Here is a 25,284-nt window from a genome sequence, read left to right as displayed (position 1 = left end):
GCCGCCTGCCGCCCCCGGTCTCATACGGCCGGGACGCAGCGGCCGTCCTCGGTGCGGTACTGCCACTTCGCTCCGGAGGAGACCAGTTCCCGCACGGCGCCGACGAAGCGGTCCACGTGCTCGTCCGGGGTGCCGGCGCCGAAGCTGACGCGGATCGCGTTCAGGGAGAGGTCGCCCGGGGCCGCCTCGGGCGCCCCGCATTCGCCCTGGGCCTGCGGCTCGCTGCCCAGCAGGGTGCGCACCAGCGGATGGGCGCAGAACAGGCCGTCGCGGACGCCGATCCCGTACTCCGCCGACAGCGCGGCCGCGAAGTGCGAGCTGTTCCAGCCCTCGACCACGAAGGAGATGACGCCGACCCTCGGCGCGTCGTCCCCGAAGAGGGAGAGGATCCGCACCGCCGGCACCTGCGCCAGGCCCGCGCGGACCTTGGCGATCAGGTGGCGCTCGCGGGCCACGAGGTCCTCGAAGCCCGCCTCGGCCAGGGCCTTGCAGGCGGAGGCGATCGAGTACACGCCGATCACGTTCGGGGAGCCGGCCTCGTGGCGGGCCGCCGTGGTGTGCCATTCGACGTCCACGCCGCCGTCCTCGCGGCGGGCGACCTTCCGGGAGGCGCCGCCGCCGGCCAGGTACGGCTCGGCCTGCTGGAGCCAGTCCGCCCGGCCGGCCAGCACGCCCGAGCCGAACGGCGCGTACAGCTTGTGCCCGGAGAAGGCCACCCAGTCCACGTCCAGCTCCTGCACGGAGACGGGGTGGTGCGGGGCCAGCTGGGCGGCGTCCAGGACGATCCGCGCCCCGTGGGCGTGCGCCGCGGCGGCGAGCTCCTTCACCGGCCACAGCTCACCGGTGACGTTGGAGGCGCCGGTCACGCACACCAGGGCGGGGCCCTGGGGGTCCCGCCCGGCCAGCGCCCGCTCCAGGATCTCCACGGCCTGGGCCGGGGTGCGCGGCGCGTCGAGGTAGGTGACCTGCGCGTCCCCCCACGGCAGGAGGGAGGCGTGGTGCTCGGTCTCGAACACGAACACCTGGCAGCCGGCCGGCAGCGCGGCGGCGAGCAGGTTCAGCGAGTCGGTGGTGGACCGGGTGAAGATCACCTGATCGGAGGGCCGGCAGTCGAGGAACTCGGCGACCGTCGCCCGGCTCTGCTCGAAGAGGTCCGTGGACAGCTGGGAGAGGTAGCCCGCGCCGCGGTGGACGCTGCCGTAGTACGGGGCGTAGGCGGCGACGTCGTCCCAGACCCGCTGGAGCGCCGGGGCGCTGGCGGCGTAGTCGAGGGCCGCGTACGTGACCTCGCCGCCGGTGACGAGCGGGACGGTGACGTCCCGGCCGAGGACCGGAAGCGGGGCGGTGCAGGCGGGGTCGGCGCAGTCGGACACGGTGGTGGCGGCGGCGTTCGGGTACGTGGACATGGCGGTATCTCCCGGCAGGACAGGCTGAATGGCTTCGGACGGCCCGTACCCGGGTGCGCGCCGCACGCCGTCGCGGAACGGGCGCAGCGCACGGGTGCGCAGACGTGTGCGGACGCACATGTGCCACAGGTACGGGAGTGGCCTCGACGCGCGGATCGCTGGGGACCGCACGGAGGGTGAAGAAGGGGCGGAGACGCCCTATCGCATTCGCTTGCTCACGGAAAAGCTCCTCGAGAGACCAGGACCCCTGGTGTCGAGGGATCCGCGCTTGCCGCAGGCCTTTCTGCCTGCGACCTGGTCATCACCCGGGGCACCCCGCCACGGAAGGAGGGTTGCCGGACAGCAAGCCGGGGCCAAAACGCTGTCACTCGTGACCTGGTGAGCATCCTGCCACAAGATCCCCCGAGCGCAAGACCCCGGTCCGCATCGTGGACCGGGGCCTTGGCCGGAAAGGACCGGCCGCCCGGCGGATCGCTCGGGCAGACCGCTCAGAACGCCGCTCGGCGGACCGCTACGCGTTGCTGGCGGAAACCCAGCGGTCCAGGGCCGCCCGGGCCGCGCCCGAGTCGATGGACTCCGCGGCGCGGGCGATCGCGGCGCGGATCCGGTCCTCCAGGGAGCCCGCGCCCGGCTCCAGGGCCACCAGGGCCGCCGCCGCGTTCAGCAGCACCGCCTCGCGCACCGGGCCGCTCTCGCCGGCCAGCAGCCGGCGGGCGACGTCCGCGTTGTACGAGGCGTCCGCGCCCCGCAGCGCCGAGACCTCGACCAGCGGGATGCCCACGTCGCGCGGGTCGAACGGCTGCTCGTCCACCCGGCCGTCGCGGACCCACCACACCCGGGAGGTCGCCGTCGTGGTCAGCTCGTCCAGGCCGTCGTCACCGCGGAACACCAGCGCCGAGGAGCCCCGCTCCGCCAGCACGCCCGCGACGATGGGCGCCACCCGCGCGTCCGCGACGCCCGTGGCCTGCGCCCGTACCCGCGCCGGATTGGTCAGCGGGCCGAGGAAGTTGAACGTGGTCCGGATGCCCAGCTCCTTGCGGGCCGCCGCCACGTGCCGCAGCGCGGGGTGGAACTTCACCGCGAAGCAGAAGGTGATGCCGGCTTCCTCCGCGACCTCGACCACCCGCGCCGGGGTGAGGTCGAGGTTGACGCCGAGCTTCTCCAGCACGTCCGAGGAACCGCTCGCGGAGGAGGCGGCCCGGTTGCCGTGCTTGACCACCTTGGCGCCCGTACCGGCCACCACGATCGAGGCCATCGTCGAGATGTTCACCGTCTTGGCCCCGTCGCCTCCCGTGCCGACGATGTCCACCGTCCGGCCCGGCACCTCGATCAGGTTGGCGTGGTCGTACATCGACCGCACGAGGCCGTTGATCTCCGCGACGGTCTCGCCCTTGGCCCGCAGCGCCACCGCGAAGCCGGCGATCTGGGCGTCGGTGGCCTCGCCGCGCATGATCCGGTCCATGGCCCAGGCCGTCTCGTCGGCGCGCAGGTCCTGGCCGCTCAGCAGGGCGTCGAGGACGCCGGGCCACGTGGGGGCACCCCCGGACGGAGTCTTGGGGAGGGCCGGCACCCCGCCGGCGTCAGCCTGACTCTGTCCGCGCATGGTCTGCTCCTGCATCGGTCGACACTGAGGAGTCCACCCTATCCAGCCCCGGGGACGGCAAAGAGCCCCGTCCGGACACTGGACGGGGCTCTTGCCGTGGCGACGCCGGACCGACCTGGATCAGTCCTTCATGCGGGATCAGTGGTGGCCGTGGCCGCTCTGGATCTCCTTGTACTCCTCCACCGTGGGCTTCGGAATCTGGTTGTCCCCCGCGTAGTAGCCCTTGCTGAGCTTCGCGCGGAGCTTCTCCATGCGGCCGACCTTGCGCTCGACGCCGTTCTCGTCGACCGTCGGGCCGATCTCGACCGGCTTGTACTGCTCGTGCGCGGTCAGCTTGTGCAGCTGGCCCTGCGTCAGCGGCTCGTGGACCTCGACGAACTCACCGTGCGGCAGGCGCTTGATGATGCCGGTCTCGCGACCGTGCAGCACCTTGTCCCGGTCCCGGCGCTGAAGGCCGAGGCAGATCCGCTTGGTGATGATGAACGCGATGACCGGACCGACGAAGAACCCGACGCGGGCGAACCACGTGATGTTGTTGATCGACAGGTGGAAGTACTGCGCGAACATGTCGTTTCCACCGGCGATGAGCAGGATGACGTACCACGTCAGCCAGGCCACACCGAAGGCCGTACGGGTCGGGACGTTGCGCGGGCGGTCCAGGATGTGGTGCTCGCGCTTGTCCCCGGTGACCCAGGACTCGATGAACGGGTACACCGCGATCGTGGCCAGCACCAGCGGGAAGATCACCAGCGGGATGAACACGCCCAGGACGAGCGTGTGGCCCCAGAGGTTGATCTCCCAGCCGGGCATCGCACGGATGAGGCCCTCGGAGAAGCCCATGTACCAGTCGGGCTGCGCACCGGTGGACACGTGGTCCGGCCGGTAGGGGCCGAGCGCCCAGATCGGGTTGATCGAGGCGATCGCCGCGATGGCCGCGATGACACCGAAGACCAGGAAGAAGAAGCCTCCGGCCTTGGCCATGTAGACCGGCAGCAGCGGCATGCCGACGACGTTGTTGTTCGTCTTGCCGGGACCCGCGAACTGGGTGTGCTTGTGGTAGAAGACCAGGATCAGGTGGGCCACCAGCAGGCCCATCATGATGCCGGGCAGCAGCAGGATGTGGATCGAGTAGAACCGTGCGACGAAGTCGCCGCCGGGGAACTCGCCGCCGAAGAGGAAGAACGACAGGTACGTGCCGACGATCGGCACGGACAGGATCGCGCCCTCCATGAAGCGGACACCGGTGCCCGAGAGCAGGTCGTCCGGCAGGGAGTAACCGGTGAAACCGGTGAACATGCCGAGGACCAGCAGCAGGAAGCCGAAGATCCAGTTGACCTCGCGCGGCTTGCGGAACGCGCCGGTGAAGAACACGCGCATCATGTGCACGAGCATCGCCGCGACGAAGATCAGCGCCGCCCAGTGGTGGATCTGACGGATCAGCAGGCCACCGCGGACGTCGAAGCTGATGTCCAGGGTCGAGGCGAAGGCCTCGGACATCTGGACGCCCTGCATCGGCACGTACGAGCCGTGGTACACGACCTCGTTCATGCTCGGGTGGAAGAACAGCGTCAGGTACACACCCGTGAGGATGATGATGATGAAGCTGTAGAGGCAGATCTCACCCAGCATGAAGGACCAGTGGTCCGGGAAGATCTTGCGCATGTTGGACTTGGCCAGGCTGTAGATGCCCAGGCGTCCGTCGGCCCAGTCGGCCACCCGTTCGCCCTTGGAGGGCGCCGGGCGCTTCGTGTCGGTGGCAGTGCTCATCCGCGCTCCCAGAATGCAGGACCGACGGGCTCGTCGAAGTCGCCGAGCGCTTCGAGGAAGCCTTCACCGTTCACGCCGATCCGCAGCTGCGGAAGCGCGTGGCCGGCCGGACCGAAGATGACTCGGGCGCCGTCGGAGAGGTCGAAGGTGGACTGGTGGCACGGGCAGAGCACGTGGTGGGTCTGCTGCTCGTACAGGCTGATCGGGCAGCCGACGTGGGTGCAGATCTTCGAGTAGGCCACGATGCCCTCGTGGGACCACTCGAGTTCCTGCTTGTCCTTGATGTCCTCCGGCTTGATGCGGACGATCATCAGGGCGGCCTTGGCGATCTGCGTCTGGAAGTCGTGCTGGTCCTCCTCCAGGCCCTCGGGCCTGGCGAAGGTCAGCGAACCGACCAGCACGTCCTCGGGACGCAGCGGCTCGTTCGTGTTGTCGTTGATGAGCAGCTTGCCCCGGCTCCACACGGTCTTGCGCAGCTTCTTCTCGGGCAGCGGGCCCAGGTCGCGCATGATCATGAGAGCGGAGAGCGGCAGCATCGACAGCGCGCCCAGCATGGTGTTGCGGATCAGCGGACGCCGGGCGATGCCCGACTCCTGGGCGCCGTCCGCGAAGTCCTGCATGACCTTCGCCTTGAGCTCCGGCGGGGCCGCGATCTCGTGGCGCTCGTCGGCGACCTCGACGTCGGACATCAGGGTGCGGGCCCAGTGGACCGCGCCCGCGCCGATGCAGAAGAGGGCCGTGCCCAGGGTCAGACCGAGCGCGAAGTTCAGCGCGCTCACCTTCCCGATCGGGAAGATGTAGACGATCTTGTCGACCGGGAAGGTCACGTACGAGGCGATGAAGCCGATCGTGGCCAGCATCGACAGCGTGAACAGCATCGCCACGGTGCGCTCGGAGCGCTTCGCGGCCCGCTCGTCGATGTCCTGGATACGGGGCTTGTGGACCGGCAGGCCCGGGTCGGCGAACGGATCGTCCGCGACGGTTACGCCACCGTGGTGCGCGTCGCCCTGCTCGCTCGGCAGGTGCTTCTCTTCGGGAATGTCTTGGCTACTCATGACTTCTTGGCCTTAGCGGTGTGGGCCGCGACCCAGACGGCGACAGCGATCAGCGCACCCAGGCCGAAGATCCAGCCGAACAGACCCTCGGAGACGGGGCCGAGGCCACCGAGCTTGAGACCACCGGGGCTGGTCGACTTATCGCCGTTCACGTGCTGGAGGTACGCGATGATGTCCTTCTTCTCCTTCGTCGGCATGGTGCTGTCCGGGAAGGAGGGCATGTTCTGCGGGCCGGTGAGCATGGCCTCGTAGATGTGCTTCGGCTCGACGCCCTCGAGGTTCGGGGCGTACTTGCCGTTCGTCAGCGCGCCGCCTTCGCCGGTGAAGTTGTGGCACTGCGCGCAGTTGTTGCGGAAGAGCTCACCACCCCTGGCGATGTTGGCGCCCGCCGGGTCGTACTGCTTCTCGGTCGGCACGGCGGGGCCGGCGCCCAGGGAGGCGATGTACGCGGCGAGCTGGTCGATCTGGGCCTGGTCGTAGATGACCGGCTTCTTCGGCACCTGCACGCCGGGCTGCTGGGCGGGCATGCGGCCCGTGCTCACCTGGAAGTCGACGGCCGCGGAGCCGACGCCGACCAGGCTGGGGCCGTCAGTGGAACCCTGACCGCCGGTTCCGTGGCAGCTTGCGCAACCCACGGCGTAGAGCTTCTTGCCCTCCTCGATGGCGAGGGACTGGGCGGTTTCATCGGCCTGCGCCTTGCCCGCGGGGGCGAAGGCGGCGTACAGCCCCCCAGTGGCCGCCAGCGCGAGGAGTAGAACGACGACCGCCGCCAGCGGATGGCGTCGTCGTGCGGAGAGCTTTTTCACGGATTACCCCGGTGTCAGGATCTTCTGCGTCGGTGTTTCTGGATGGAGTGCCGGGTCTGGCCCGGTGACGTGTTCGCTACTTGATCAGGTAGATCGTCGCGAAGAGGCCGATCCAGACGACATCGACGAAGTGCCAGTAGTAGGACACGACGATGGCCGACGTGGCCTGTTCGTGGGTGAACCTCTTGGCCGCGTACGTCCGGCCGAGGACCAGCAGGAAGGCAATGAGACCGCCTGTCACGTGCAGACCGTGGAAGCCGGTGGTCAGGTAGAACACCGAGCCGTACGGACCTGACTTGAGAGACATGCCCTCGTGCTTGACCAGCTCGGTGTACTCGAACACCTGGCCGCCAATGAAGATCGCACCCATGACGAATGTGATCATGAACCACGACCGGAGCTTCTTCACGTCACCGCGCTCTGCGGCGAATACGCCGAGCTGGCAGGTGAGGGAGGAAAGCACCAGGATCGTCGTGTTCGTCGCCGAGAAGGGCAGATTCAAGGCCGAAGCCTGCTCTGTCCAGTACTCGGCACCTGTCACGGATCGCAGGGTGAAGTACATCGCGAAGAGGGCCGCGAAGAACATCAGCTCGGAACTCAACCAGATGATGGTTCCGACGCTGACGAGGTTCGGCCGGTTGACCGTCGGGTGCGCGTGCCCGGTATCTACTGTCGTTGCTGTCGCCACGACCGACATTATGTCGGTCGCTTATCCCGCCCTCACCCCGGGGGGTGCCGTTCGGAGTGTCAGGGGGGTGTGCAAGGCCCGAACGGCCCATCAGATCGGCCCCCGGACCTTCGGCGGCGAGGCTGTGCGAACCGATGTTGACACCGGGTCGGACGGAGTAGCATCCCGCGCAACATCAACGTGATTCACGGCACCGTGGAGGAACGAAATGCGGTCGACTGCACGGGTTCTGGTCTACAGCGACGACGCGGGCACGCGCGAGCAGGTGCGGCTGGCGGCCGGGCGCAGGCCGGCCGCGGACCTGCCGCCGGTCGAGTTCGTGGAATGCGCCACGCTCCCGGCCGTCCTGAGCGAGCTGGACGCGGGCGGGATCGACGTGTGCGTGCTGGACGGCGAGGCGGTCCCGGCCGGCGGCATGGGCGTGTGCCGGCAGATCAAGGACGAGATCTTCCGGTGCCCTCCGGTGCTGCTCCTGATGGGGCGTCCGCAGGACGCCTGGCTGGCCACCTGGAGCCGCGCGGACGCCGCGGTGACCCTGCCGGTCGATCCGGTGGAGTTCGCGGACGCCCTGGCGGGCCTGGTGCGCTCCCGGCTGTCCTCGGCCGCCTGAGGCACGGTCGCCACCGGCGCGCCGTCATCCGTACGACGGACTTCGGCGCGCCGGTGGCGGGGCGTACGGGGCGGCTTGCGGGGCCGGGGGCCCGCGCGCGGAGCGCGGGCCCGCCGGGCTCAGACCTGCGGGCGCAGCCGGGCCTGGTCGACCGGACTGCGGCCTTCCTGGGTGCCCTTGAGGAGGGCGCTGCCGTCGCGCCACTCCTTCCAGTCCAGGTTCCAGTCGCCGAAGCCGTTGCCGAACGGCTCCATGTCGTCGCCGATGCTGTTGATCACGCGGACGATGTCGCCCTCGGTGATGTTCTCGTAGAACCAGGCGGCGTTGCTCGTGCTCATGCCGGTGCAGCCGTGGCTGACGTTCTCGGAGCCCTGCGAGCCCACGGACCACGGCGCGGCGTGCACGTATTCACCACTCCAGGTGACACGGGTCGCGTAGTAGACGGGCAGGTTGTAGTACTCGCTGCCGCCGATGCCGACGGTGTCGCCGCGCATCTGGACGAAGTACTGCTTGCCGAGCACCACCTTGACCCCGTTGCGGGTGGAGAATCCGGGCTTTCCGGTGGTCACCGGAATGGTGTTGATCACTTCTCCGTTGCGCTCGAACGTCAGGTAGTGCGAGGAGGCGTCGGTGGTGACCTCGACCCGGTCGCCGATCTCCAGCGTCAACGGCGTGGCGGCGGCCCCGTGGAGCTCGTCGTTGATCTTGATGCCCTCCAGATTGCTCCGTACGGAGACCGTGGAGTGCGCGGGCCAGTAATCCTTCGGGCGGAAGTGCAGGTTCTTGTCGTCCACCCAGTGCCAGGCGCCCTCGACGCCCGGCGGCGTGCTGACGACCAGGCCCCGCTCCACGATCGCCCGGGCGGCCTTGTCCGTGACGGGCTCGTTGAGTACGGCCGTGAGGGGCTGTCCGACGCCGTACTTGCCCTCGTCCGGGCCGAATTCGACCTTGAGGACCTTCTCGGCCGGAGTGGTCTTGAACGTCAGCCTGCGCTGCCCCGGAGCGCCCCGCTCGTCCTCGGTGTTCACCAGGACCGTGTACTGGACGCCGGCGGCCATCGGGGCGGTGCTGTGCCACCGGTCGCCCTTGGCGCTCAGCTCGCCCGCGAGCCGGCGGCCCTGGGAGTCCACGGCGGACACGTCGGTGATCCGGCTGCCGCCGGTGCCCTTGGCGGTGATCTCCAGGGGCTTCTCGGGGTCGACGGGCCGGCCGTCGGGCGGCTGGTTGAAGACGACCTGGTCGCCCGCGTCGTACGGGCGGGCTGACAGCGGGTTGTCTCCGGGCCCGCAAGCGGTGGCGCCGGCCCCGAGGGACGCCACCAGCACGGAGCAGCTGAGTACCGTCCAAAGACGCGGTGAGTGCTTCATGGAGTCAACGCTATGAAGGTATGACCATTACTGCGCGTGGGGTGACTCCAAACGAGGGGCCCGGACTCCTCCATCGGAGGTGTCCGGGCCCCAGGTCCTGTTCTGCTGCGGTCCTACTGGTTCTGGTTCTCACCGCGGTAGTACTCGTACACCCAGCCCCACAGGCCGATCAGGATGATCGGGGCCGAGAAGTACATGAGCCACCAGCCGAAGACGACGCCCAGGAACGCGAAGGCACCGCCGATGGCCAGCGAGAGCGGCTGCCAGCTGTGCGGGGAGAAGAACCCCAGCTCGCCCGCCTCGTCGGCGACGTCGGCCTCCAGGTTGTCCTGGGCCATCTCGTCCACGCGCTTGGCCGTGAAGGCCAGGTAGTAGCCGATCATGACGCTCAGGCCGAAGGCCAGGAAGAGCGCGGTGGTTCCGACGGGCTCCTTCGACCACACGCCGTACACGACGGCCATGATCAGGATGAAGAAGGAGAGCCAGAGGAACATCTTGCCCTGGATCTTCACTTGCCGGCCTCCTTGCCACCGGTGACGGCCTTGGCGGCGACGCTGTGGTCCTCGAGGTGGTCGAGGGCTGCGATCTCAGGGTGGTGCAGGTCGAACGCCGGGGACTCGGAACGGATCCGCGGCAGGGTGAGGAAGTTGTGCCGCGGCGGCGGGCAGGACGTCGCCCACTCCAGCGAACGGCCGTAGCCCCACGGGTCGTCGACCTCGACCTTCTTGCCGTACTTCGCCGTCTTCCAGACGTTGTACATGAACGGCAGCATCGACATGCCCAGCAGGAACGAGCTGATCGTCGAGATCGTGTTCAGGGCGGTGAAACCGTCGGCCGCGAGGTAGTCCGCGTAACGGCGCGGCATGCCCTCGGCGCCCAGCCAGTGCTGCACCAGGAACGTGCCGTGGAAGCCGATGAACAGCGTCCAGAAGGTGATCTTGCCGAGGCGCTCGTCCAGCATCTTGCCCGTGAACTTCGGCCACCAGAAGTGGAAGCCGGCGAACATCGCGAACACCACGGTGCCGAAGACGACGTAGTGGAAGTGCGCGACGACGAAGTACGAGTCGGAGACGTGGAAGTCCATCGGGGGCGAGGCCAGGATGACGCCGGTCAGACCACCGAAGGTGAAGGTGACCAGGAAGCCGATCGTCCAGAGCATCGGGGTCTCGAAGGACAGCGAGCCCTTCCACATGGTGCCGATCCAGTTGAAGAACTTCACACCGGTCGGTACCGCGATCAGGAAGGTCATGAAGGAGAAGAACGGCAGCAGCACACCGCCGGTGACGTACATGTGGTGGGCCCACACGGTCACGGAGAGGCCGGCGATCGCGATCGTCGCACCGATCAGACCGATGTAACCGAACATCGGCTTGCGGGAGAAGACCGGGATGATCTCGGACACGATTCCGAAGAACGGCAGGGCGATGATGTACACCTCTGGGTGTCCGAAGAACCAGAAGAGGTGTTGCCAGAGCAATGCTCCGCCGTTGGAGGCGTCGAATACGTGGGCGCCGAACTTGCGGTCGGCCTCCAGCGCGAAGAGCGCGGCGGCCAGGACCGGGAAGGCGAGCAGGACCAGGACACCGGTCAGCAGCACGTTCCAGGTGAAGATCGGCATGCGGAACATCGTCATGCCGGGAGCGCGCATGCAGATGATCGTGGTGATGAAGTTGACCGAGCCGAGGATCGTGCCGAAGCCGGAGAAGGCCAGACCCATGATCCACATGTCGGCGCCGATGCCCGGCGAGCGGACCGCGTCCGACAGCGGGGAGTAGGCGAACCAGCCGAAGTCGGCGGCGCCGTTCGGCGTCACGAAGCCGGCCACCGCGATGGTCGAGCCGAAGAGGTACAGCCAGTACGCGAACATGTTCAGCCGCGGGAACGCCACGTCGGGCGCGCCGATCTGCAGCGGCATGATCCAGTTCGCGAAGCCCGCGAAGAGCGGGGTGGCGAACATCAGCAGCATGATCGTGCCATGCATGGTGAACGCCTGGTTGAACTGCTCGTTCGAAATGATCTGCGTACCCGGACGAGCCAGCTCGGCGCGCATGAGGAGCGCCAGCAGACCGCCGATGAGGAAGAACGCGAACGAGGTGACCAGGTACATCGTGCCGATGGTCTTGTGGTCGGTAGTGGTCAGCCACTTCACGACGACATTGCCCGGCTGCTTGCGCCGCACCGGCAGCTCGTTTTCATACGAGTCGGCGGCGGCACCCTGAGGTTCGTTGAGGATGCTCACAGTTTGTTCGTCTCCGCATTCCGGGCCGGGTCAGTCTGCTTGATGCCGGCCGGGAGGAAGCCGGTCTGCCCCTTCTCGGCCAGTTCCTTGAGGTGCGCCCGGTAGGCCTCGGGCGAGACGACCTTGACGTTGAAGAGCATCCGGGAGTGGTCGACACCGCAGAGCTCGGCGCACTTGCCCACGAAGACGCCCTCTTCGGAGGGGGTGACCTCGAAGACGTTGGTGTGGCCCGGGATCACGTCCTGCTTGAAGAGGAACGGGACCACCCAGAAGGAGTGGATGACGTCGTTCGACGACAGGATGAAGCGGACCTTCTCGCCCTTGGGGAGCCAGAGGGTCGGCCCCGGGTTGCCCGTCTCCAGGTTCCGGTCGCCGGGAACGCCCTTCTCGTAGACGCCCTCGGCGCCCGCGGGGAATTCCTTGGTGAAGCGGTCCGGGATGTTGGCGAGCTGCTTGGGGACCTCGCCGCCCTTCGGGGTCGCCGCGTCTCCGTCGACGTTCTCGACGTAGTTGAAGCCCCAGCTCCACTGGAAGCCGACCACGTTGATCGTGTGCGCCGGCTTGGGGCTCAGCGCGAGCAGCTTCGACTCGTCACGCGCGGTGAAGTAGAAGAGCACCGAGACGATGATGAGCGGGACCACGGTGTACAGCGCCTCGATGGGCATGTTGTACCGGGTCTGCGGGGGGACCTCCACCTTCGTCCGGCTGCGCCGGTGGAAGATGACGCTCCAGATGATCAGGCCCCAGACCAGGATGCCCGTGATGAGGGCAGCTGCCCACGACCCCTGCCACAGGGACAGGATGCGAGGCGCCTCCTCCGTGACCGGATAGGGCATTCCGAGCCGGGGGAAGTCTTGCCAGTTGTACGAGCAACCAGTGGCGGTCGCCAGGACCGCGCCCGCAGTCAGCGCCTGCAGCAGCTTCCGCCGCATCGGGCGCCGCGGCGAGCGGTCGGAGCCGTAGGGACTCACGTAGCGCCTTCCCGAGAGTCTCGGCCCGCGCGGCCGGCCGCGGCCGTATTCGGGTCGGTCGCCGGCCCTGACGCAGGCAGGGGTTTGGATGTTTATGCGGACCAAACCCTACTGGACGCTATTTGGGGTCGCGCGGGGAGGGTGCCCAACGCGCCGCTACTGCCCCCGAAGGGATGGATCCGCCGTACGGGGGACGGCCCAACACCCCCTGAACGGAGCCCTCCGGAGGCCATCTGACGGCCCCTGACCTCGAAGACTCCCGGCCGCCGGTTAGCGTGGCCGGATGCCCTACTTCGACACCGCGTCCGCCGCTCCCCTGCACCCCGTGGCCCGGCAGGCGTTGCAGGCCTCCCTGGACGAGGGCTGGGCGGATCCCGCCCGGCTCTACCGGGAGGGCCGGCGCGCCCGGCTGCTGCTGGACGCCGCGCGGGAGGCGGCGGCGGAGGCCGTGGGCTGTCGCCCCGACGAGCTCGTGTTCACTCCTTCGGGGACGCACGCGGTTCACACGGGGGTCGCGGGGGCGCTCGCCGGGCGCCGGCGTGTCGGCGGTCATCTGGTCGTATCGGAGGTCGAACACAGTTCTGTACTCCACGCGGCGGACGCGCACGAGGCCGCCGGGGGGATGGTGACGCGGGTCCCGGTGGACCGCGCGGGCGCGGTCTCCCCGTCCGGGTACGCCGGCGCACTCGGCCCGTCGACGGCCCTGGCCTGCCTCCAGTCGGCCAACCACGAGGTGGGCACCGTCCAGCCGGTGGCGGAGGTGGCCGAGGTCTGCGCGGCGGCCGGGGTGCCGCTGCTGGTGGACGCGGCCCAGTCGCTGGGCTGGGGTCCCGTGGAGGGTGGCTGGTCGGTGCTGACCGCCAGTGCGCACAAATGGGGCGGTCCGGCGGGAGTCGGACTGCTGGCCGTCCGCAAGGGGGTCCGCTTCTCTCCCCAATTCCCCGCGGACGAGAGGGAGTCCGGCCGCTCCCCCGGCTTCGTGAACCTCCCGGCCGTCGTGGCGGCGGCGGCCTCGCTGCGGGCCGTACGGGCCGAGGCCGAAGCGGAGGCGGCCCGGCTGCGGGTCCTGGTGGACCGCATCCGGCGGCGGGTGGCCCGGCTGGTGCCGGACGTGGAGGTGGTCGGGGACCCGGAGCGGCGGCTGCCGCACCTGGTCACCTTCTCCTGCCTGTACGTCGACGGCGAGACGTTGCTGCACGAGCTGGACCGGGCGGGCTACTCCGTCTCCTCCGGCTCCTCCTGCACCAGCTCCACGCTGACCCCGAGTCATGTGCTCCGGGCCATGGGCGTGCTGTCGGAGGGCAACGTACGGGTCTCCCTGCCCCGGGGGACGACGGCGCAGGAGGTGAACGGCTTCCTGGAGGTCCTGCCGGGGGTGGTGGCGGGGGTCCGCGCCACGCTCGGCGTGGTCGAACCGGCCGCCGGGGCGCCGCCGGTGTCGGACGCGCTGGAGATCGACGCGCTGGGCCTGCGCTGCCCCCAGCCGGTGATCGAGCTGGCCCGCGCGATCGGTACGGTCCCGGTCGGCGGCACCGTCACCGTCCTGTCGGACGACGAGGTGGCCCGCCTGGACATCCCGGCCTGGTGCGCGATGCGCGGCCACGCGTACGTGGGCGAGGCCCCGCGCGCGGCGGGGGTCGCGTACACGGTCCGCCGACGGGTGTGAGTCCCGGCCCGCCGGCGTCCGTGCCCGGGAGGGTTACGCCGCCAGGTGGGCGCGGACCTCGGCGGCCGCGTCCTCGCCGTACGCCTTGGTGAAGCGCTCCATGAAGTGGGCGCGGGCCAGGGTGTACTCCTGCGTGCCCAGCGTCTCGATCACGAGCGTGGCCAGCATGCAGCCGATCTGCGCCGACCGCTCCAGGCCCACGCCCCAGCCGAGGCCGGTGAGGAAGCCCGCGCGGAAGGCGTCGCCGACGCCCGTCGGGTCCACCTTCGCCGTCTCCTCCGGGCAGCCGACCACGATCGGCTCCTCGCCGACCCGCTCGATGCGCACGCCCCGGGAGCCCAGAGTGGTCACGCGCGTGCCGACCTTCGCCAGGATCTCCGCGTCCGTCCAGCCCGACTTCGACTCGATCAGGCCCTTCTCGTACTCGTTCGAGAAGAGGTAGGTCGCGCCCTCCATCAGGGTGCGGATGTTCTCGCCGTCCATCCGGGCGATCTGCTGCGAGAAGTCCGCCGCGAACGGGATCCCGCGCGTGCGGCACTCCTCCGTGTGGCGCAGCATCGCCTCGGGGTCGTCGGCGCCGATGAGGACGAGGTCGAGCCCGCCCACCCGGTCCGCGACCGCCTTCAGCTCGATGAGGCGGGCCTCGCTCATGGCGCCCGTGTAGAAGGAGCCGATCTGGTTGTGGTCGGCGTCCGTGGTGCACACGAAGCGCGCGGTGTGCAGCACCTCGGAGATGCGCACCGAGTCGGTGTCGACGCCGTGCCGCTCCAGCCACGCGCGGTACTCGTCGAAGTCGTAGCCGGCCGCGCCGACCAGGATCGGGCGGGTGCCGAGCTGGCCCATGCCGAAGCAGATGTTCGGGCCGACGCCGCCCCGCCGGACGTCGAGGTTGTCGACGAGGAAGGAGAGGGAGACCGTGTGCAGCTGGTCCGCGACCAGCTGGTCGGCGAAGCGGCCGGGGAAGGTCATGAGGTGGTCGGTGGCGATGGAGCCGGTGACTGCGATACGCACGGCGTGGACGCTCCTGCGGAGGACGGCGAGGGGGACAGTCAAAACTACCCCGGTCGCCGACCGGTCGCCGACCGCACGAAACTCCCCCGTAGTAGGTCTTTCCTCCCCCGCCGCACCGTGCCTACCGTGCCCCATGACCTACACCGATGGTTTCGGGTACGCGGGCATGCCGAATGAAGGTGCCGAGAAGGGCGCCGACGCGGCGCGGCCCGGCTTCGCGCGGCTGCTGGGCGACTGCGCCAGGATGGCCCCGCACTGGGCGGTCGCGGCGGACCCCCGGCCGGACCGGGTGGCGCCCTCGCAGATCCACGGGATCAGCGTCCCGCCGGCCTCCGCCCGCCTGATCGCCTCGACGGCCGAGTACGGGGACTAGGCGGTGTCTTTCGGATCCGGGCCCGCCATGATCCGAAAGACACGGCCCAGGGGCGGAACCGGTTCGCCCGCTGTTCCGTCACAGCCCCGTCAGCCAACGCGGCGAGGGCGAAGGAGCAAGCGGTGACCAGCGAACAACCCGACACATCACGCGGCACACGGCGGCGGCCGGCCTGGGCCATCGGCTCGATCGCGGCCGCCGTCCTGATCGCGGGCGGCGGTACGGCGTACTGGGCGGCCGCGGCCTCCGACGACGGCGGGAGCGGCGCGCGTACGGGCGACAGCGCGGCCTCGGCGCCCCGCGTGGCGCCGAGCCCCTCGGGGCCGGGCATCGCCCCCGGCGAGCCGGACCCGCACGGCGGCGGGGTCACCTACCGGGCCGACGTGAAGCTCCCCGACGCCCCCGCGGCGACGGCGCCCGCCTTCGCCGCGAGCGGTGAGGTGAGCGCGGAGGAGGCGGGCCGCCTCGCGACGGCCCTCGGCCTCCCGGGGACCCCGCGGCTCACCGGGGAGACCTGGCAGGCCGGGGAGGGCGGCGACGGTTCCGGGCCCCGGCTCACGGTGAACCACAAGGCTCCCGGCACGTGGAACTTCTCCCGCTTCCAGGGGACGGGCGGCCAGGGCGCGGGCGGCGCCGGTGACGACTGCAAGCGCGGCAAGGACACCTGCGGCCCGGCCACCCTCCCCCAGGCGGACGGCGGCGCCGGCGGCGCCGCGGAGGCCAAGGGCGGCACCCCGGTGAGCGAGGAGGCGGCCAAGGCCGCCGCCGCCCCGGTGCTCGCGGCGCTCGGTCAGGGCGGGGCCAAGCTGGACGCCCGGCTCACGCAGGGCTCCGTACGGGTGGTGACGGCGGACCCGGTGATCGGCGGGCTGCCCACCCAGGGCTGGACCACGAAGATCAGCGTGGGCGGGGACTCCCAGGTGGTGGCGGGCAGCGGTGAGCTGAAGGCGCCCGTGCGCGCGGCGGAGCAGCCGGTGGTCGGGGCCGTGGAGGCGCTGGCCCGGCTGAACCGGGCCTCGGGCGGGTCCGGCGGTACGGACCCGGGGCCCAGCGGCTGCGCGAGCGCGGTCCCGCTGTCCCCGGACAACCCGGTCGGCCCCGGGGACACGCCGCCCTGCAACCCGGAGCCGCGGCCGATGAAGCCGCCGCGGACCGAGACGGTGAAGGGCGCGGTGCTCGGGCTGGCCCCGGGGACCGTGGACGGGGCGCGCGGGCTGGTCCCGGCCTGGCTGTTCGAGGTGGCGGGGAGCAACGGCGGGCCCGGCCGCACCGTGGTCCAGCCAGCCGGTCAGGACGCCGCGGGGACGCCGCCGGCCCCCAAGGGGGCGCGAACCGTGCCGGGGTTCTCGTACCAGGAGGCCGACCGGAAGCTGACCGTGAACTTCTGGGGCGGAGTGTGCAGCACGTACGCCCTGGAGGCCCGGGAGGAGGCCGGATCGGTGACGGTGCGGATCACGGACACCCCGAACGAGCCGGGGCGGTCCTGCATCATGATCGCCCAGGACATGACGGTGTCGGCGACCCTCCAGCAGCCGCTCGGCGAGCGCAAGGTGATCGACGCCACGTCGGGCAAGCCGCTCCCCCGGCAGTAACCCGGCCGCACGACGAGAGGCCCCCGGCGCCGATGGCGCCGGGGGCCTCCCGTGTGTCCGTACTCGCTTCGGGTTTAGCTGAAGGAGTCGCCGCAGGCGCAGGAGCCCGTGGCGTTCGGGTTGTCGATGGTGAAGCCCTGCTTCTCGATGGTGTCGACGAAGTCGATCGAGGCACCGTGCAGGTACGGGGAGCTCATCCGGTCCGTGACGACCTTCACGCCGTCGAAGTCCTTGACGACATCGCCGTCGAGGGAGCGCTCGTCGAAGAAGAGCTGGTAGCGCAGGCCGGAGCAGCCGCCGGGCTGGACGGCGACGCGGAGCGCCAGGTCATCGCGGCCTTCCTGCTCCAGGAGGGTCCTGACCTTCTCGGCGGCGGCGTCGGACAGGAGGATGCCGTCGCTCACAGTGGTCTTGTCGTCCTGTACGGACATCTGCATTCACTCCCGAAGTGGGCGGCTCCCCACCCAAGGCGGGGAAACGTCGGACTCTTGCCGTCGATGGCAACGAGCGGGGCCGGGGATTCATTCCGGACCCGACGCATGTTTCAGATTTCCATGCTCGCACACCCTCGTCGGGAGGTGGACCTGACGGACCCGGCGCTTCCCCGCGGGCGAATTCGTCACATCGACACTATCGGCATCGTCAAAGTGACGTGAAGGAGCTATGATAGATAACGTCAAATAGACGAGAAGTCGAACCCTGCTTCGGAAGCCCCTCTTCGGAAGCCCTTGTCGCGGAACAGAAAGGGTGCGTGTCGTGACCACCGCCCAGCCTTTGGACGTCCAGCCGACGCCCCTCGCCCTGCTGCTGCTCGGCCGCGAGGCCGACCCCAAGAGCGAGCGCGGGGTGGAGTGCCCCGGCGACCTGCCGTCGCCGTCGGACCCGGACCTGGTCGCGCGCGCCCGCGCGGCGAAGGAGAAGCTCGGGGACAAGGTCTTCATCCTCGGCCACCACTACCAGCGCGACGAGGTGATCGAGTTCGCCGACGTCACCGGCGACTCCTTCAAGCTGGCCAAGGACGCGGCCGCCAGGCCGGAGGCCGAGTACATCGTCTTCTGCGGCGTCCACTTCATGGCGGAGTCCGCAGACATCCTGACCTCGGACGACCAGAAGGTCGTCCTTCCGGACCTGGCCGCCGGCTGCTCGATGGCCGACATGGCCACCGCCGAGCAGGTCGCCGAGTGCTGGGACGTGCTGACCGAGGCCGGCGTGGCCGGTGCGACGGTCCCCGTCTCGTACATGAACTCCTCCGCCGACATCAAGGCGTTCACCGGCAAGCACGGCGGCACGATCTGCACCTCCTCCAACGCCAAGAAGGCCCTGGAGTGGGCCTTCGAGCAGGGCGAGAAGGTGCTCTTCCTGCCGGACCAGCACCTGGGCCGCAACACCGCCGTCCGCGACATGGGCATGTCCCTGGACGACTGCGTGCTCTACAACCCGCACAAGCCGAACGGCGGCCTGACCGCCCAGCAGCTACGCGACGCCAAGATGATCCTGTGGCGCGGGCACTGCTCGGTGCACGGCCGGTTCTCGGTCGACTCGGTCAACGACGTGCGCGCCCGCATCCCCGGCGTGAACGTCCTCGTCCACCCCGAGTGCAAGCACGAGGTCGTGGCGGCCGCGGACTACGTCGGCTCGACGGAGTACATCATCAAGGCGCTGGAGGCGGCCCCGGCCGGCTCCAAGTGGGCCATCGGCACCGAGCTGAACCTCGTCCGCCGTCTGGCGAATCGATTCGCCGCACAGGACAAGGAGGTCGTCTTCCTCGACAAGACGGTCTGCTTCTGCTCGACGATGAACCGCATCGACCTCCCCCACCTGGTGTGGACCCTGGAGTCCCTGGCCGAGGGCACCCTCGTCAACCAGATCCAGGTCGACAAGGAGACCGAGAGCTTCGCGAAGCTGGCACTGGAGCGCATGCTCGCCCTCCCGTAGCCCCCGCCGTACGCCCGAAGGGCCGCCCCTCGTTCGAGGGGGCGGCCCTTCGGTGTCTGCCGTGCCTTACGTCAGACCTTGGCCGGGGGCTCCTCGTCGAAGGCCCCGTCCGGGGCCGGCACCACCGTCAGGCGGGCCGTGCGCCTGGCCTCGCGCTTCGCGCGGCGGCGCTCCTTGCGGAGCTCGATCATCGTGTAGAGGGTCGGCACCAGGAGCAGGGTCAGCAGGGTCGAGCTGACCAGCCCGCCGATCACCACCACGGCGAGCGGCTGCGAGATGAACCCGCCCCCGCCGGTGACGCCGAGCGCCATCGGGAGCAGCGCGAAGATCGTCGCGAGGGCCGTCATGAGGATCGGGCGCAGCCGGTGGCGTCCGCCCTCGATGACGGCTTCGACCACGCCGAGGCCCTGGGCCCGGTACTGGTTGACCAGGTCGATCAGGACGATCGCGTTGGTCACGACGATGCCGATGAGCATCAGCATGCCGATCATCGCCGGGACGCCCAGCGGGGTGCCGGTCACCAGGAGCAGGCCGAGCGCGCCGGTCGCCGCGAACGGGATGGAGACCAGCAGGACCAGCGGCTGGACGAGCGAGCGGAACGTGGCCACCAGCAGCATGAAGACGATCGCGACGGCGGCGAGCATGGCCAGGCCCAGGGAGGCGAACGCGTCGTCCTGGTCCGAGGAGACGCCGCCTATGGTGGCCGTGGCCCCCTCGGGCAGGTCCAGCGCCTTGATCTTCGTCTGGAGCTCGGCGCCGATCGCGCCGGTGTTGTCGCCGACCGGCTTCGCGGTGACGGTCGCGGCGCGGGCGCCGTCGATCCGGGTCATAGAGACCGGGCCGGGGACCTCCTTGACCTCGGCCACGTCGCCGAGCTTGACCGGGCCGACCGGGAGCGCCTGGAGCTCGGCCAGGGTGGTGGCCGGGTGCGCGGACTTGATGACCACGTCCCGCTCGGTGTTGTCCAGTACGGCCTTGCCCGCCGGGGTGCCCCGTACGGCCTGGGCGACGATCGCGCCGAGGGCGGCCTGGTTCAGGCCCGCCTCGGCGGCCTTCGGGGTGGCGGTCACCGAGATCCGGGGGACGGACTGGGAGAGGTCGCTCTGTACGTCGGTGACGTGGTCGAGGGTGGCCACCTCGGCCCGGACCGGCTCGGCGGCCTTGGCGAGGACGTCCGCCTGGCCGGCCTTGACGACGACGCTCAGGTTCTGGCTGCCGAAGCCGCCGCCCGCCGAGATGGCGGTGTCGCCGATGCCGTCGAGCTTGCCGAGGGCGTCCTCGATGCGCTGCTTGACGCCCTCGGAGTCGCCGGCGTCCTCCAAGGTGACCTGGTAGGAGGCCTGGTTGGAGCCCGTACCGCCGCCGAAGGCGGCCAGGAAGCCGGAGGAGCCGACCGTGACCTGGTAGTCCTTGACGCCCTTGACCTCGGTCAGGGCCTTCTCGACCTTGCGGCTCGCCTCGTCGGAGGCGGCCAGCGAGGTGCCCGGGGGCAGCTGCTGCTTGACCGTCAGGACGCTCTGCTCCCCCTGGTCGAAGAAGTTGGTCTTCAGCAGCGGGGTCATCCCGAAGGTGGCGATGAGCACGACGACCGCGACGACGAGGGTGGCGATCCGGCGGCGCGTGACCAGGCCCAGGGCCCGTACGTAGAAGCCCTGGAGCCGGCTCCTGGCCTCCTTCTCCTCGGCCTCGCGCCGCGCCTTCTGCGGATTTTCGGCAGCGCCCTCGGGCGCGCGCAGGAACCAGTACGACAGCACCGGTACGACCGTCAGGGAGACGATCAGCGAGGCCAGCAGGGCCGCGGTGACGGTGAGGGAGAACGGGCCGAAGAACTCGCCGACCATGCCGCCGACGAAAGCGATCGGCAGGAAGACGGCGACGGTGGTGAGCGTGGAGGAGGTGACCGCGCCGGCGACCTCCTTGACCGCCGCGATGATGGCGGCCTCGCGCTCCTCGCCGTATCCGAGGTGGCGCTTGATGTTCTCCAGGACCACGATCGAGTCGTCGACGACGCGGCCGATGGCGATGGTGAGGGCGCCCAGGGTCAGCATGTTGAGGGAGAGGTCGCGCGTCCACAGCACGATCAGCGCGAGGACCACGGACAGCGGGATGGAGACCGCGGTGACCAGCGTCGAGCGCAGCGAGGCCAGGAAGACCAGGATCACGATCACCGCGAAGAGCAGGCCGAGCAGGCCCTCGGTGGTGAGGCTGGAGATGGACTTGGCGACGGGCGGGCCCTGATCGCTGACGACGGTCAGCTCGGCGCCGGCGCCGAGCGCGGAGCGCAGCTCGGGCAGCTTGTCCCGGACGGCGTCGGAGATCGCGACGGCGCTGCCGTCCTTGTCCATGGTGAGGACGAGGGCGAGGCTCGGCCTGCCGTTGGTCCGGGTCAGGGAGACGGCCTTGGCGGGCTCCTGCGTGACGGCGGCTACGTCGGCCAGGCGCACGGCCGGCTTGCCGGGGCCGCCTCCGAGGCGCAGTTCCTGAAGCTGGGCGAGGGAGGTGTAGCCGCCGCCGACGCGGACGGTCCGGTTCTTGCCGGCCTCGTCGAAGGAACCGGCGGGGACGGTCGCGCCGCCCGCCTGGAGGGCCTGGGCGAGCGCGGCGCCGTCGAGGCCGGCCGCCGCCAGCTTGGCGCTGTCGGGGGTGACGGCGACCTGGAGGTCCTGGACCCCGTCGACGCTGACCTGGCCGACGCCCTCGATGTCCTCCAGGACGGGGACGACGGAGCGGCTGAGCTGGTCGGCGAGGGCCTGCTGGTCCTTGTCCGAGGTGACGGCCAGGACGACGGTCGGGATGTCGTCGGTGGAGCCGGCCACGACCTGCGGGTCCACCTCGGCGGGCAGCCGTACGCGGGCCCGGTTCACGGCCTGCTGGACGTCGGCGACGAGCTGCTTGGTGCCGCTGTCGCCGTAGTCGAACTTGGCCATGATGAGGGCGTTGCCCTCGCTGGCGGTGGAGGTGATGCCGGTGATGCCGTCGACGCCCTTGAGGGTGGCCTCGATCGGCTCGATGACCTGCTTCTCCACCACGTCGGGCGAGGCGCCCTGGTACGGCGCGAGCACGGACACCATCGGCAGTTCGATGGACGGCAGCAGCTGCTGCTTGAGCTGCGGGATGGCTATGGCGCCGAAGAGCAGTGCGGTGATCGACACGAGGCCGATCAGCGCTCTTTGGGCCAGGCTGAAGCGGGACAGCCAGGACATGGGTGGGATCTCTCTGCAGTGGCGTGCGCGGGGCTGGGCCTGAAGGCCGCGGGCCTTCAGCCTTCCGTACGCGCAGGCGGCGCTGCGTCGCTCCCAGGTGCCGCCTCTTTATGTGCCGCATACCGCGCCCGCAGTACGCGGCCGTACTCCGCCGCCCGCGCCGCCGGCCGAGCTCCGCTCAGTCGACCCGGGGCCGCACCAGGCCCGATTCGTAGGCGATGACCACCAGTTGGGCCCGGTCGCGGGCGCCCAGCTTGGCCATGGCCCGGTTCACGTGGGTCTTGACGGTGAGCGGGCTGACTTCGAGCCGTCCGGCGATCTCGTCGTTGGACAGGCCCGCGGCGACGTGGACGAGGACCTCGCGCTCGCGGACGGTCAGCGCGGCGAGCCGTTCGGCGTGCGCGGCGGGGGCGCCGGGGTCGGCTCCGCCGCCCTGGGCGAGGAAGGTGGCGATGAGCCCCTTGGTGGCGGCCGGGGACAGGAGCGCCTCCCCGGCGGCGGCGACGCGGATGGCGTTGAGGAGCTCGTCGGGCTCGGCGCCCTTGCCGAGGAAGCCGGAGGCGCCGGCCCGCAGGGACTGCACGACGTACTCGTCGACCTCGAAGGTCGTCAGCATGACGACGCGGACGGCGGCCAGTTCGGGATCGGCGCTGATCGTGCGGGTGGCGGCGAGCCCGTCCGTGCCGGGCATCCGGATGTCCATGAGGACCACGTCGGGCCGGGTCAGGCGGGCGAGCGCGCAGGCCTGCGCGCCGTCGGAGGCCTCTGCGACGACCTCCATGTCGGGCTCGGAGTCGACCAGCACCCTGAACGCGCTGCGCAGCAGCGCCTGGTCGTCGGCGAGCAGCACCCTGATGGGCGTCGGCGTCTCTTCCACGCCCCGCACCCTACGCGGACGCGGCCCCGGGGGTTCAGCCCAGGGCCAGGACCACGAGGGCCGTGGTCGCCGCGACCTCGGCGAGGGCGCCGAACACGTCGCCGGTGACCCCGTCGAAGCGGCGTACGCACCGGCGCAGCAGGGACTCCGCCGCCGCCAGGGCGATCAGGACCGCGCCCGCGCACTGGACGGCGGCGCCCGGCCCCACCGGCAGGGCGGCGGCCCCGGCCGAGGCGGCCACCAGTGCGGCGATCCCGGCGGCCGAGCCCGTGGGGAGCACCCCGGCGACCGCCGCCCCCAGCCCCTCGGGACGGGCCGGCGGTACGCCGTCGCGGGCGGCCAGGGTCATGGCCAGCCGGGCGGTGACGGCCGCGATGACCGTCGCGAGGGCCCCGTGGACCCAGCTCTCGGCGTAGAGGTCCGCCAGCGCACCGGCCTGGACCAGCAGCACCAGCAGCAGTGCCACCACCCCGAAGGGGCCGATGTCGGACTGCTTCATGATGCGCAGCGCCTCCCCGGCGGGCTTCGCGCTGCCCAGCCCGTCGGCCGTGTCGGCGAGCCCGTCGAGGTGCAGCCCCCGCGTCAGGGCGGCCGGTACGGCGACGGTGACGGCCGCGGCGAGCAGCGGACCGCCGCCCAGCACCAGCAGGAGCACCCCGGGCGTGGCCGCGAGTACGCCCACGACGAGCCCGGCGAGCGGGGCGCAGGCCATGCCGGTGCGGGCCGCGGGCCGGTCCCAGCGGGTGATGCGGGCGGGCAGCACGGTGAGCGTGCCGAACGCGAAGCGCACGCCGTCGCGCAGCGAGGCGCGTTCGTCGGGCGGCGTCAGCGGCGGCTCGGGCTGCTCGGAGGGCTGGTCGTCGAACGAATCTTTCATCGGCGCGAACGCTACCCGCTCACCGTGGGCGGTAAATTGCCGCATACGGGAAGAATCGGGAGCTGCCACAACAGGGGAGCCGGCGGTATGGGTCACTGGTGGTACCGGAACATCGTCGAGCCGGGCAAACTGCCGCTGCTCCTCGCCCTGCTCTCCTTCGTCCTGTCGTTCCTGATCACCCGCGTGATCACGCGGATGATCCGGGCGGGACGGGGACCGTTCAAGAACATCACCCCAGGCGGCGTGCACGTCCACCACGTGGTGCCCGGGGTCATCCTCGTGATCATCGGCGGGTTCGGGGCGGTCGGCAGCGGCGGGCGCGGGTTCGGCGCCATGCTCTCCGCCGTGATCTTCGGACTGGGCGCGGGCCTGGTGCTGGACGAGTTCGCGCTGATCCTGCACCTCGACGACGTCTACTGGAGCGAGCAGGGCCGCAAGAGCGTGGAGATCGTGGTGCTGACGGCCGCACTGGTGGCGCTGGTCCTGGGCGGTTTCCTGCCCTTAGGGGTCAACGACCTGACCTCCGAGGAGCGCCAGAGCCGCGGTCTCATCATCATGAACACCGCCACCAACTTCTTCCTGGCCCTGATCGCCCTGTGGAAGGGCAAGGCCCGCACCGCGCTCTTCGGCATGGTCATCCCGTTCGTGGCGCTGATCGGGGCGGTCCGGCTGGCCCGGCCCGGCTCCCCGTACGCGAAGAGGTTCTACGCCAAACGCCCGCGGGCCCGCGCCAAGGCCAGACTGCGCGCCTTCCGCCACGACCGGCGCTGGGCGGCCCCGCGCCGCAAGTTCGAGAACTTCATCGGCGGCACCCCGGACCCGGAGCGGGCACGGGTCTCGAAGCCGACGAAGCACTGACGGCGGGCCGCGGGAACACGGCGGCGCCCGGCCCGCCCCCGCGAAGGGGGCGGGCCGGGCGCCGGCCCGCGCGTGGGCGGCCGCAGGCACTCAGCCCGGGATCAGCCCGTCGTCGCTGAGCATCTCCCGGACCTCGTCGAGCGAGGCGTCCGGCGCGGGCAGGATCAGCTCCGACGGCTCCAGGGCGTCGTCCGGCAGCGGCGAGCCGAGCCGCCGCACGGCGTCGAGCAGCGCGCCCAGCGTCCGCCGGAAGCCCTCCTCGTCGCCCCTCTCCATCTCCGCGAGCAGGTCGTCATCCAGCTTGTTGAGCTCGGCGAAGTGGCCGTCGGCCACCTTCACCTGCCCTTCCCCCATGATGCGGACAATCATGACGGGCCCCG

General features: G+C 70.5%; 22 protein-coding genes and 1 riboswitch. Of the genes, 6 read left to right on the top strand and 16 right to left on the bottom strand.

The genetic code is table 11. The annotated features are described in order from the left end of the window. Positions 1-20 precede the first annotated feature (20 nt). From ACS04_RS10515 to ctaE, 6 genes are all read right to left on the bottom strand, one after another. Positions 21-1,406, bottom strand: a complete 1,386-nt coding sequence (locus ACS04_RS10515) for an aminotransferase class V-fold PLP-dependent enzyme (protein WP_048476290.1) — start codon at positions 1,404-1,406, stop codon at positions 21-23. A gap of 259 nt (positions 1,407-1,665) precedes the next feature. Beyond that, positions 1,666-1,782: riboswitch (SAM riboswitch) on the bottom strand. 135 nt (positions 1,783-1,917) lie between these two features. Beyond that, positions 1,918-3,009: an anthranilate phosphoribosyltransferase gene (gene trpD, locus ACS04_RS10510; RefSeq protein WP_048476299.1), complete on the bottom strand. Its 1,092-nt coding sequence runs from the start codon at positions 3,007-3,009 to the stop codon at positions 1,918-1,920. Between the two features lie 138 nt (positions 3,010-3,147). Further along, entirely contained in the window at positions 3,148-4,776 is a 1,629-nt protein-coding gene (gene qcrB, locus ACS04_RS10505; protein ID WP_048476289.1) for a cytochrome bc1 complex cytochrome b subunit, read from the bottom strand. Next, on the bottom strand, positions 4,773-5,831 hold the full coding sequence (gene qcrA, locus ACS04_RS10500; protein WP_048476288.1) for a cytochrome bc1 complex Rieske iron-sulfur subunit: 1,059 nt from the start codon (positions 5,829-5,831) through the stop codon (positions 4,773-4,775). The genes qcrB and qcrA overlap by 4 nt, the downstream gene beginning before the upstream one ends. Then, complete coding sequence (qcrC, locus tag ACS04_RS10495) at positions 5,828-6,637, bottom strand: cytochrome bc1 complex diheme cytochrome c subunit (RefSeq protein ID WP_048476287.1); 810 nt, start codon at positions 6,635-6,637, stop codon at positions 5,828-5,830. Before qcrC ends, qcrA begins: the two co-directional genes overlap by 4 nt. Before the next feature lie 76 nt (positions 6,638-6,713). Next, positions 6,714-7,334, bottom strand: coding sequence for an aa3-type cytochrome oxidase subunit III (gene ctaE, locus ACS04_RS10490; protein ID WP_048476286.1), 621 nt, complete (start codon positions 7,332-7,334; stop codon positions 6,714-6,716). A gap of 199 nt (positions 7,335-7,533) precedes the next feature. On the opposite strand from ctaE, the gene ACS04_RS10485 reads away from it, so the two are divergent. Then, positions 7,534-7,935: a DNA-binding transcriptional response regulator gene (locus tag ACS04_RS10485; protein WP_048476285.1), complete on the top strand. Its 402-nt coding sequence runs from the start codon at positions 7,534-7,536 to the stop codon at positions 7,933-7,935. 119 nt (positions 7,936-8,054) lie between these two features. On the opposite strand, the gene ACS04_RS10480 is transcribed toward ACS04_RS10485, so the two are convergent. The 4 genes from ACS04_RS10480 to ctaC form a co-directional block, all read right to left on the bottom strand. After that, positions 8,055-9,302: a L,D-transpeptidase gene (locus ACS04_RS10480; RefSeq protein ID WP_048476284.1), complete on the bottom strand. Its 1,248-nt coding sequence runs from the start codon at positions 9,300-9,302 to the stop codon at positions 8,055-8,057. Positions 9,303-9,415: 113 nt separating this feature from the next. Further along, positions 9,416-9,814 carry a cytochrome c oxidase subunit 4 gene (locus ACS04_RS10475; protein WP_048476283.1) on the bottom strand — a complete coding sequence of 133 codons (399 nt, stop codon included), beginning with the start codon at positions 9,812-9,814 and terminating at the stop codon, positions 9,416-9,418. Further along, on the bottom strand, positions 9,811-11,541 hold the full coding sequence (ctaD, locus tag ACS04_RS10470) for an aa3-type cytochrome oxidase subunit I (RefSeq protein WP_048476282.1): 1,731 nt from the start codon (positions 11,539-11,541) through the stop codon (positions 9,811-9,813). Before ctaD ends, ACS04_RS10475 begins: the two co-directional genes overlap by 4 nt. Then, positions 11,538-12,512, bottom strand: coding sequence for an aa3-type cytochrome oxidase subunit II (gene ctaC / locus ACS04_RS10465; protein WP_048476281.1), 975 nt, complete (start codon positions 12,510-12,512; stop codon positions 11,538-11,540). Before ctaC ends, ctaD begins: the two co-directional genes overlap by 4 nt. Positions 12,513-12,795: 283 nt before the next feature. On the opposite strand from ctaC, the gene ACS04_RS10460 reads away from it, so the two are divergent. Next, positions 12,796-14,178: a cysteine desulfurase/sulfurtransferase TusA family protein gene (locus ACS04_RS10460; protein ID WP_048476280.1), complete on the top strand. Its 1,383-nt coding sequence runs from the start codon at positions 12,796-12,798 to the stop codon at positions 14,176-14,178. Positions 14,179-14,211: 33 nt separating this feature from the next. Here ACS04_RS10460 and ACS04_RS10455 read toward each other — a convergent pair whose 3' ends face one another. Then, positions 14,212-15,189 (bottom strand): carbohydrate kinase family protein, encoded by a 978-nt coding sequence (locus ACS04_RS10455; RefSeq protein ID WP_048476279.1) that lies wholly within the window; start codon positions 15,187-15,189, stop codon positions 14,212-14,214. 166 nt (positions 15,190-15,355) lie between these two features. On the opposite strand from ACS04_RS10455, the gene ACS04_RS10450 reads away from it, so the two are divergent. Then, positions 15,356-15,562 carry a hypothetical protein gene (locus tag ACS04_RS10450; protein WP_048476298.1) on the top strand — a complete coding sequence of 69 codons (207 nt, stop codon included), beginning with the start codon at positions 15,356-15,358 and terminating at the stop codon, positions 15,560-15,562. A 122-nt stretch (positions 15,563-15,684) separates the two neighbouring features. Then, positions 15,685-17,154 carry a hypothetical protein gene (locus ACS04_RS10445; protein WP_048476278.1) on the top strand — a complete coding sequence of 490 codons (1,470 nt, stop codon included), beginning with the start codon at positions 15,685-15,687 and terminating at the stop codon, positions 17,152-17,154. A 74-nt stretch (positions 17,155-17,228) separates the two neighbouring features. Here the strand turns inward: ACS04_RS10445 and erpA are convergent, their stop codons facing one another. Then, complete coding sequence (gene erpA, locus ACS04_RS10440) at positions 17,229-17,585, bottom strand: iron-sulfur cluster insertion protein ErpA (protein ID WP_030010511.1); 357 nt, start codon at positions 17,583-17,585, stop codon at positions 17,229-17,231. Between the two features lie 316 nt (positions 17,586-17,901). Between erpA and nadA the strand changes: the two genes are divergently transcribed. Next, the gene (gene nadA, locus ACS04_RS10435) at positions 17,902-19,089 is read left to right on the top strand and encodes a quinolinate synthase NadA (protein ID WP_048476277.1); all 1,188 of its coding nucleotides are present in this window, start codon (positions 17,902-17,904) and stop codon (positions 19,087-19,089) included. 71 nt (positions 19,090-19,160) lie between these two features. On the opposite strand, the gene ACS04_RS10430 is transcribed toward nadA, so the two are convergent. The 3 genes from ACS04_RS10430 to ACS04_RS10420 form a co-directional block, all read right to left on the bottom strand. Then, positions 19,161-22,292 (bottom strand): efflux RND transporter permease subunit, encoded by a 3,132-nt coding sequence (locus ACS04_RS10430; RefSeq protein ID WP_048476276.1) that lies wholly within the window; start codon positions 22,290-22,292, stop codon positions 19,161-19,163. 178 nt (positions 22,293-22,470) lie between these two features. Further along, positions 22,471-23,169: a response regulator gene (locus tag ACS04_RS10425; protein WP_048476275.1), complete on the bottom strand. Its 699-nt coding sequence runs from the start codon at positions 23,167-23,169 to the stop codon at positions 22,471-22,473. Between the two features lie 34 nt (positions 23,170-23,203). Then, on the bottom strand, positions 23,204-24,046 hold the full coding sequence (locus ACS04_RS10420; protein WP_107438581.1) for an adenosylcobinamide-GDP ribazoletransferase: 843 nt from the start codon (positions 24,044-24,046) through the stop codon (positions 23,204-23,206). A gap of 87 nt (positions 24,047-24,133) precedes the next feature. Between ACS04_RS10420 and ACS04_RS10415 the strand changes: the two genes are divergently transcribed. Then, the gene (locus ACS04_RS10415) at positions 24,134-24,904 is read left to right on the top strand and encodes a hypothetical protein (RefSeq protein WP_048476274.1); all 771 of its coding nucleotides are present in this window, start codon (positions 24,134-24,136) and stop codon (positions 24,902-24,904) included. Positions 24,905-24,994: 90 nt separating this feature from the next. Here ACS04_RS10415 and pspAA read toward each other — a convergent pair whose 3' ends face one another. Beyond that, complete coding sequence (gene pspAA, locus ACS04_RS10410; RefSeq protein ID WP_048476273.1) at positions 24,995-25,273, bottom strand: PspA-associated protein PspAA; 279 nt, start codon at positions 25,271-25,273, stop codon at positions 24,995-24,997. Positions 25,274-25,284: the final 11 nt, after the last annotated feature.

Source organism: Streptomyces roseus (genome assembly GCF_001044425.1).
GTDB classification, from domain to species: Bacteria; Actinomycetota; Actinomycetes; order Streptomycetales; family Streptomycetaceae; genus Streptomyces; species Streptomyces roseus.
The sequence above is the reverse complement of the archived record's forward strand: the minus strand, read 5'-3'. Positions and strand labels throughout refer to the sequence as shown.

What these genes read in the sequence shown, in the direction of transcription:
- ACS04_RS10480 (WP_048476284.1), bottom strand. Translation starts at nt 9,302, where the DNA reads ATGAAGCACTCACCGCGTCTTTGGACGGTACTCAGCTGCTCCGTGCTG.
- ACS04_RS10515 (WP_048476290.1), bottom strand. Translation starts at nt 1,406, where the DNA reads ATGTCCACGTACCCGAACGCCGCCGCCACCACCGTGTCCGACTGCGCC.
- ctaE (WP_048476286.1), bottom strand. Translation starts at nt 7,334, where the DNA reads ATGTCGGTCGTGGCGACAGCAACGACAGTAGATACCGGGCACGCGCAC.
- ACS04_RS10450 (WP_048476298.1), top strand. Translation starts at nt 15,356, where the DNA reads ATGCCGAATGAAGGTGCCGAGAAGGGCGCCGACGCGGCGCGGCCCGGC.
- ACS04_RS10420 (WP_107438581.1), bottom strand. Translation starts at nt 24,046, where the DNA reads ATGAAAGATTCGTTCGACGACCAGCCCTCCGAGCAGCCCGAGCCGCCG.
- ACS04_RS10430 (WP_048476276.1), bottom strand. Translation starts at nt 22,292, where the DNA reads ATGTCCTGGCTGTCCCGCTTCAGCCTGGCCCAAAGAGCGCTGATCGGC.
- ACS04_RS10485 (WP_048476285.1), top strand. Translation starts at nt 7,534, where the DNA reads ATGCGGTCGACTGCACGGGTTCTGGTCTACAGCGACGACGCGGGCACG.
- pspAA (WP_048476273.1), bottom strand. Translation starts at nt 25,273, where the DNA reads ATGATTGTCCGCATCATGGGGGAAGGGCAGGTGAAGGTGGCCGACGGC.
- qcrA (WP_048476288.1), bottom strand. Translation starts at nt 5,831, where the DNA reads ATGAGTAGCCAAGACATTCCCGAAGAGAAGCACCTGCCGAGCGAGCAG.
- ACS04_RS10415 (WP_048476274.1), top strand. Translation starts at nt 24,134, where the DNA reads ATGGGTCACTGGTGGTACCGGAACATCGTCGAGCCGGGCAAACTGCCG.
- ACS04_RS10460 (WP_048476280.1), top strand. Translation starts at nt 12,796, where the DNA reads ATGCCCTACTTCGACACCGCGTCCGCCGCTCCCCTGCACCCCGTGGCC.
- erpA (WP_030010511.1), bottom strand. Translation starts at nt 17,585, where the DNA reads ATGTCCGTACAGGACGACAAGACCACTGTGAGCGACGGCATCCTCCTG.
- qcrB (WP_048476289.1), bottom strand. Translation starts at nt 4,776, where the DNA reads ATGAGCACTGCCACCGACACGAAGCGCCCGGCGCCCTCCAAGGGCGAA.
- trpD (WP_048476299.1), bottom strand. Translation starts at nt 3,009, where the DNA reads ATGCGCGGACAGAGTCAGGCTGACGCCGGCGGGGTGCCGGCCCTCCCC.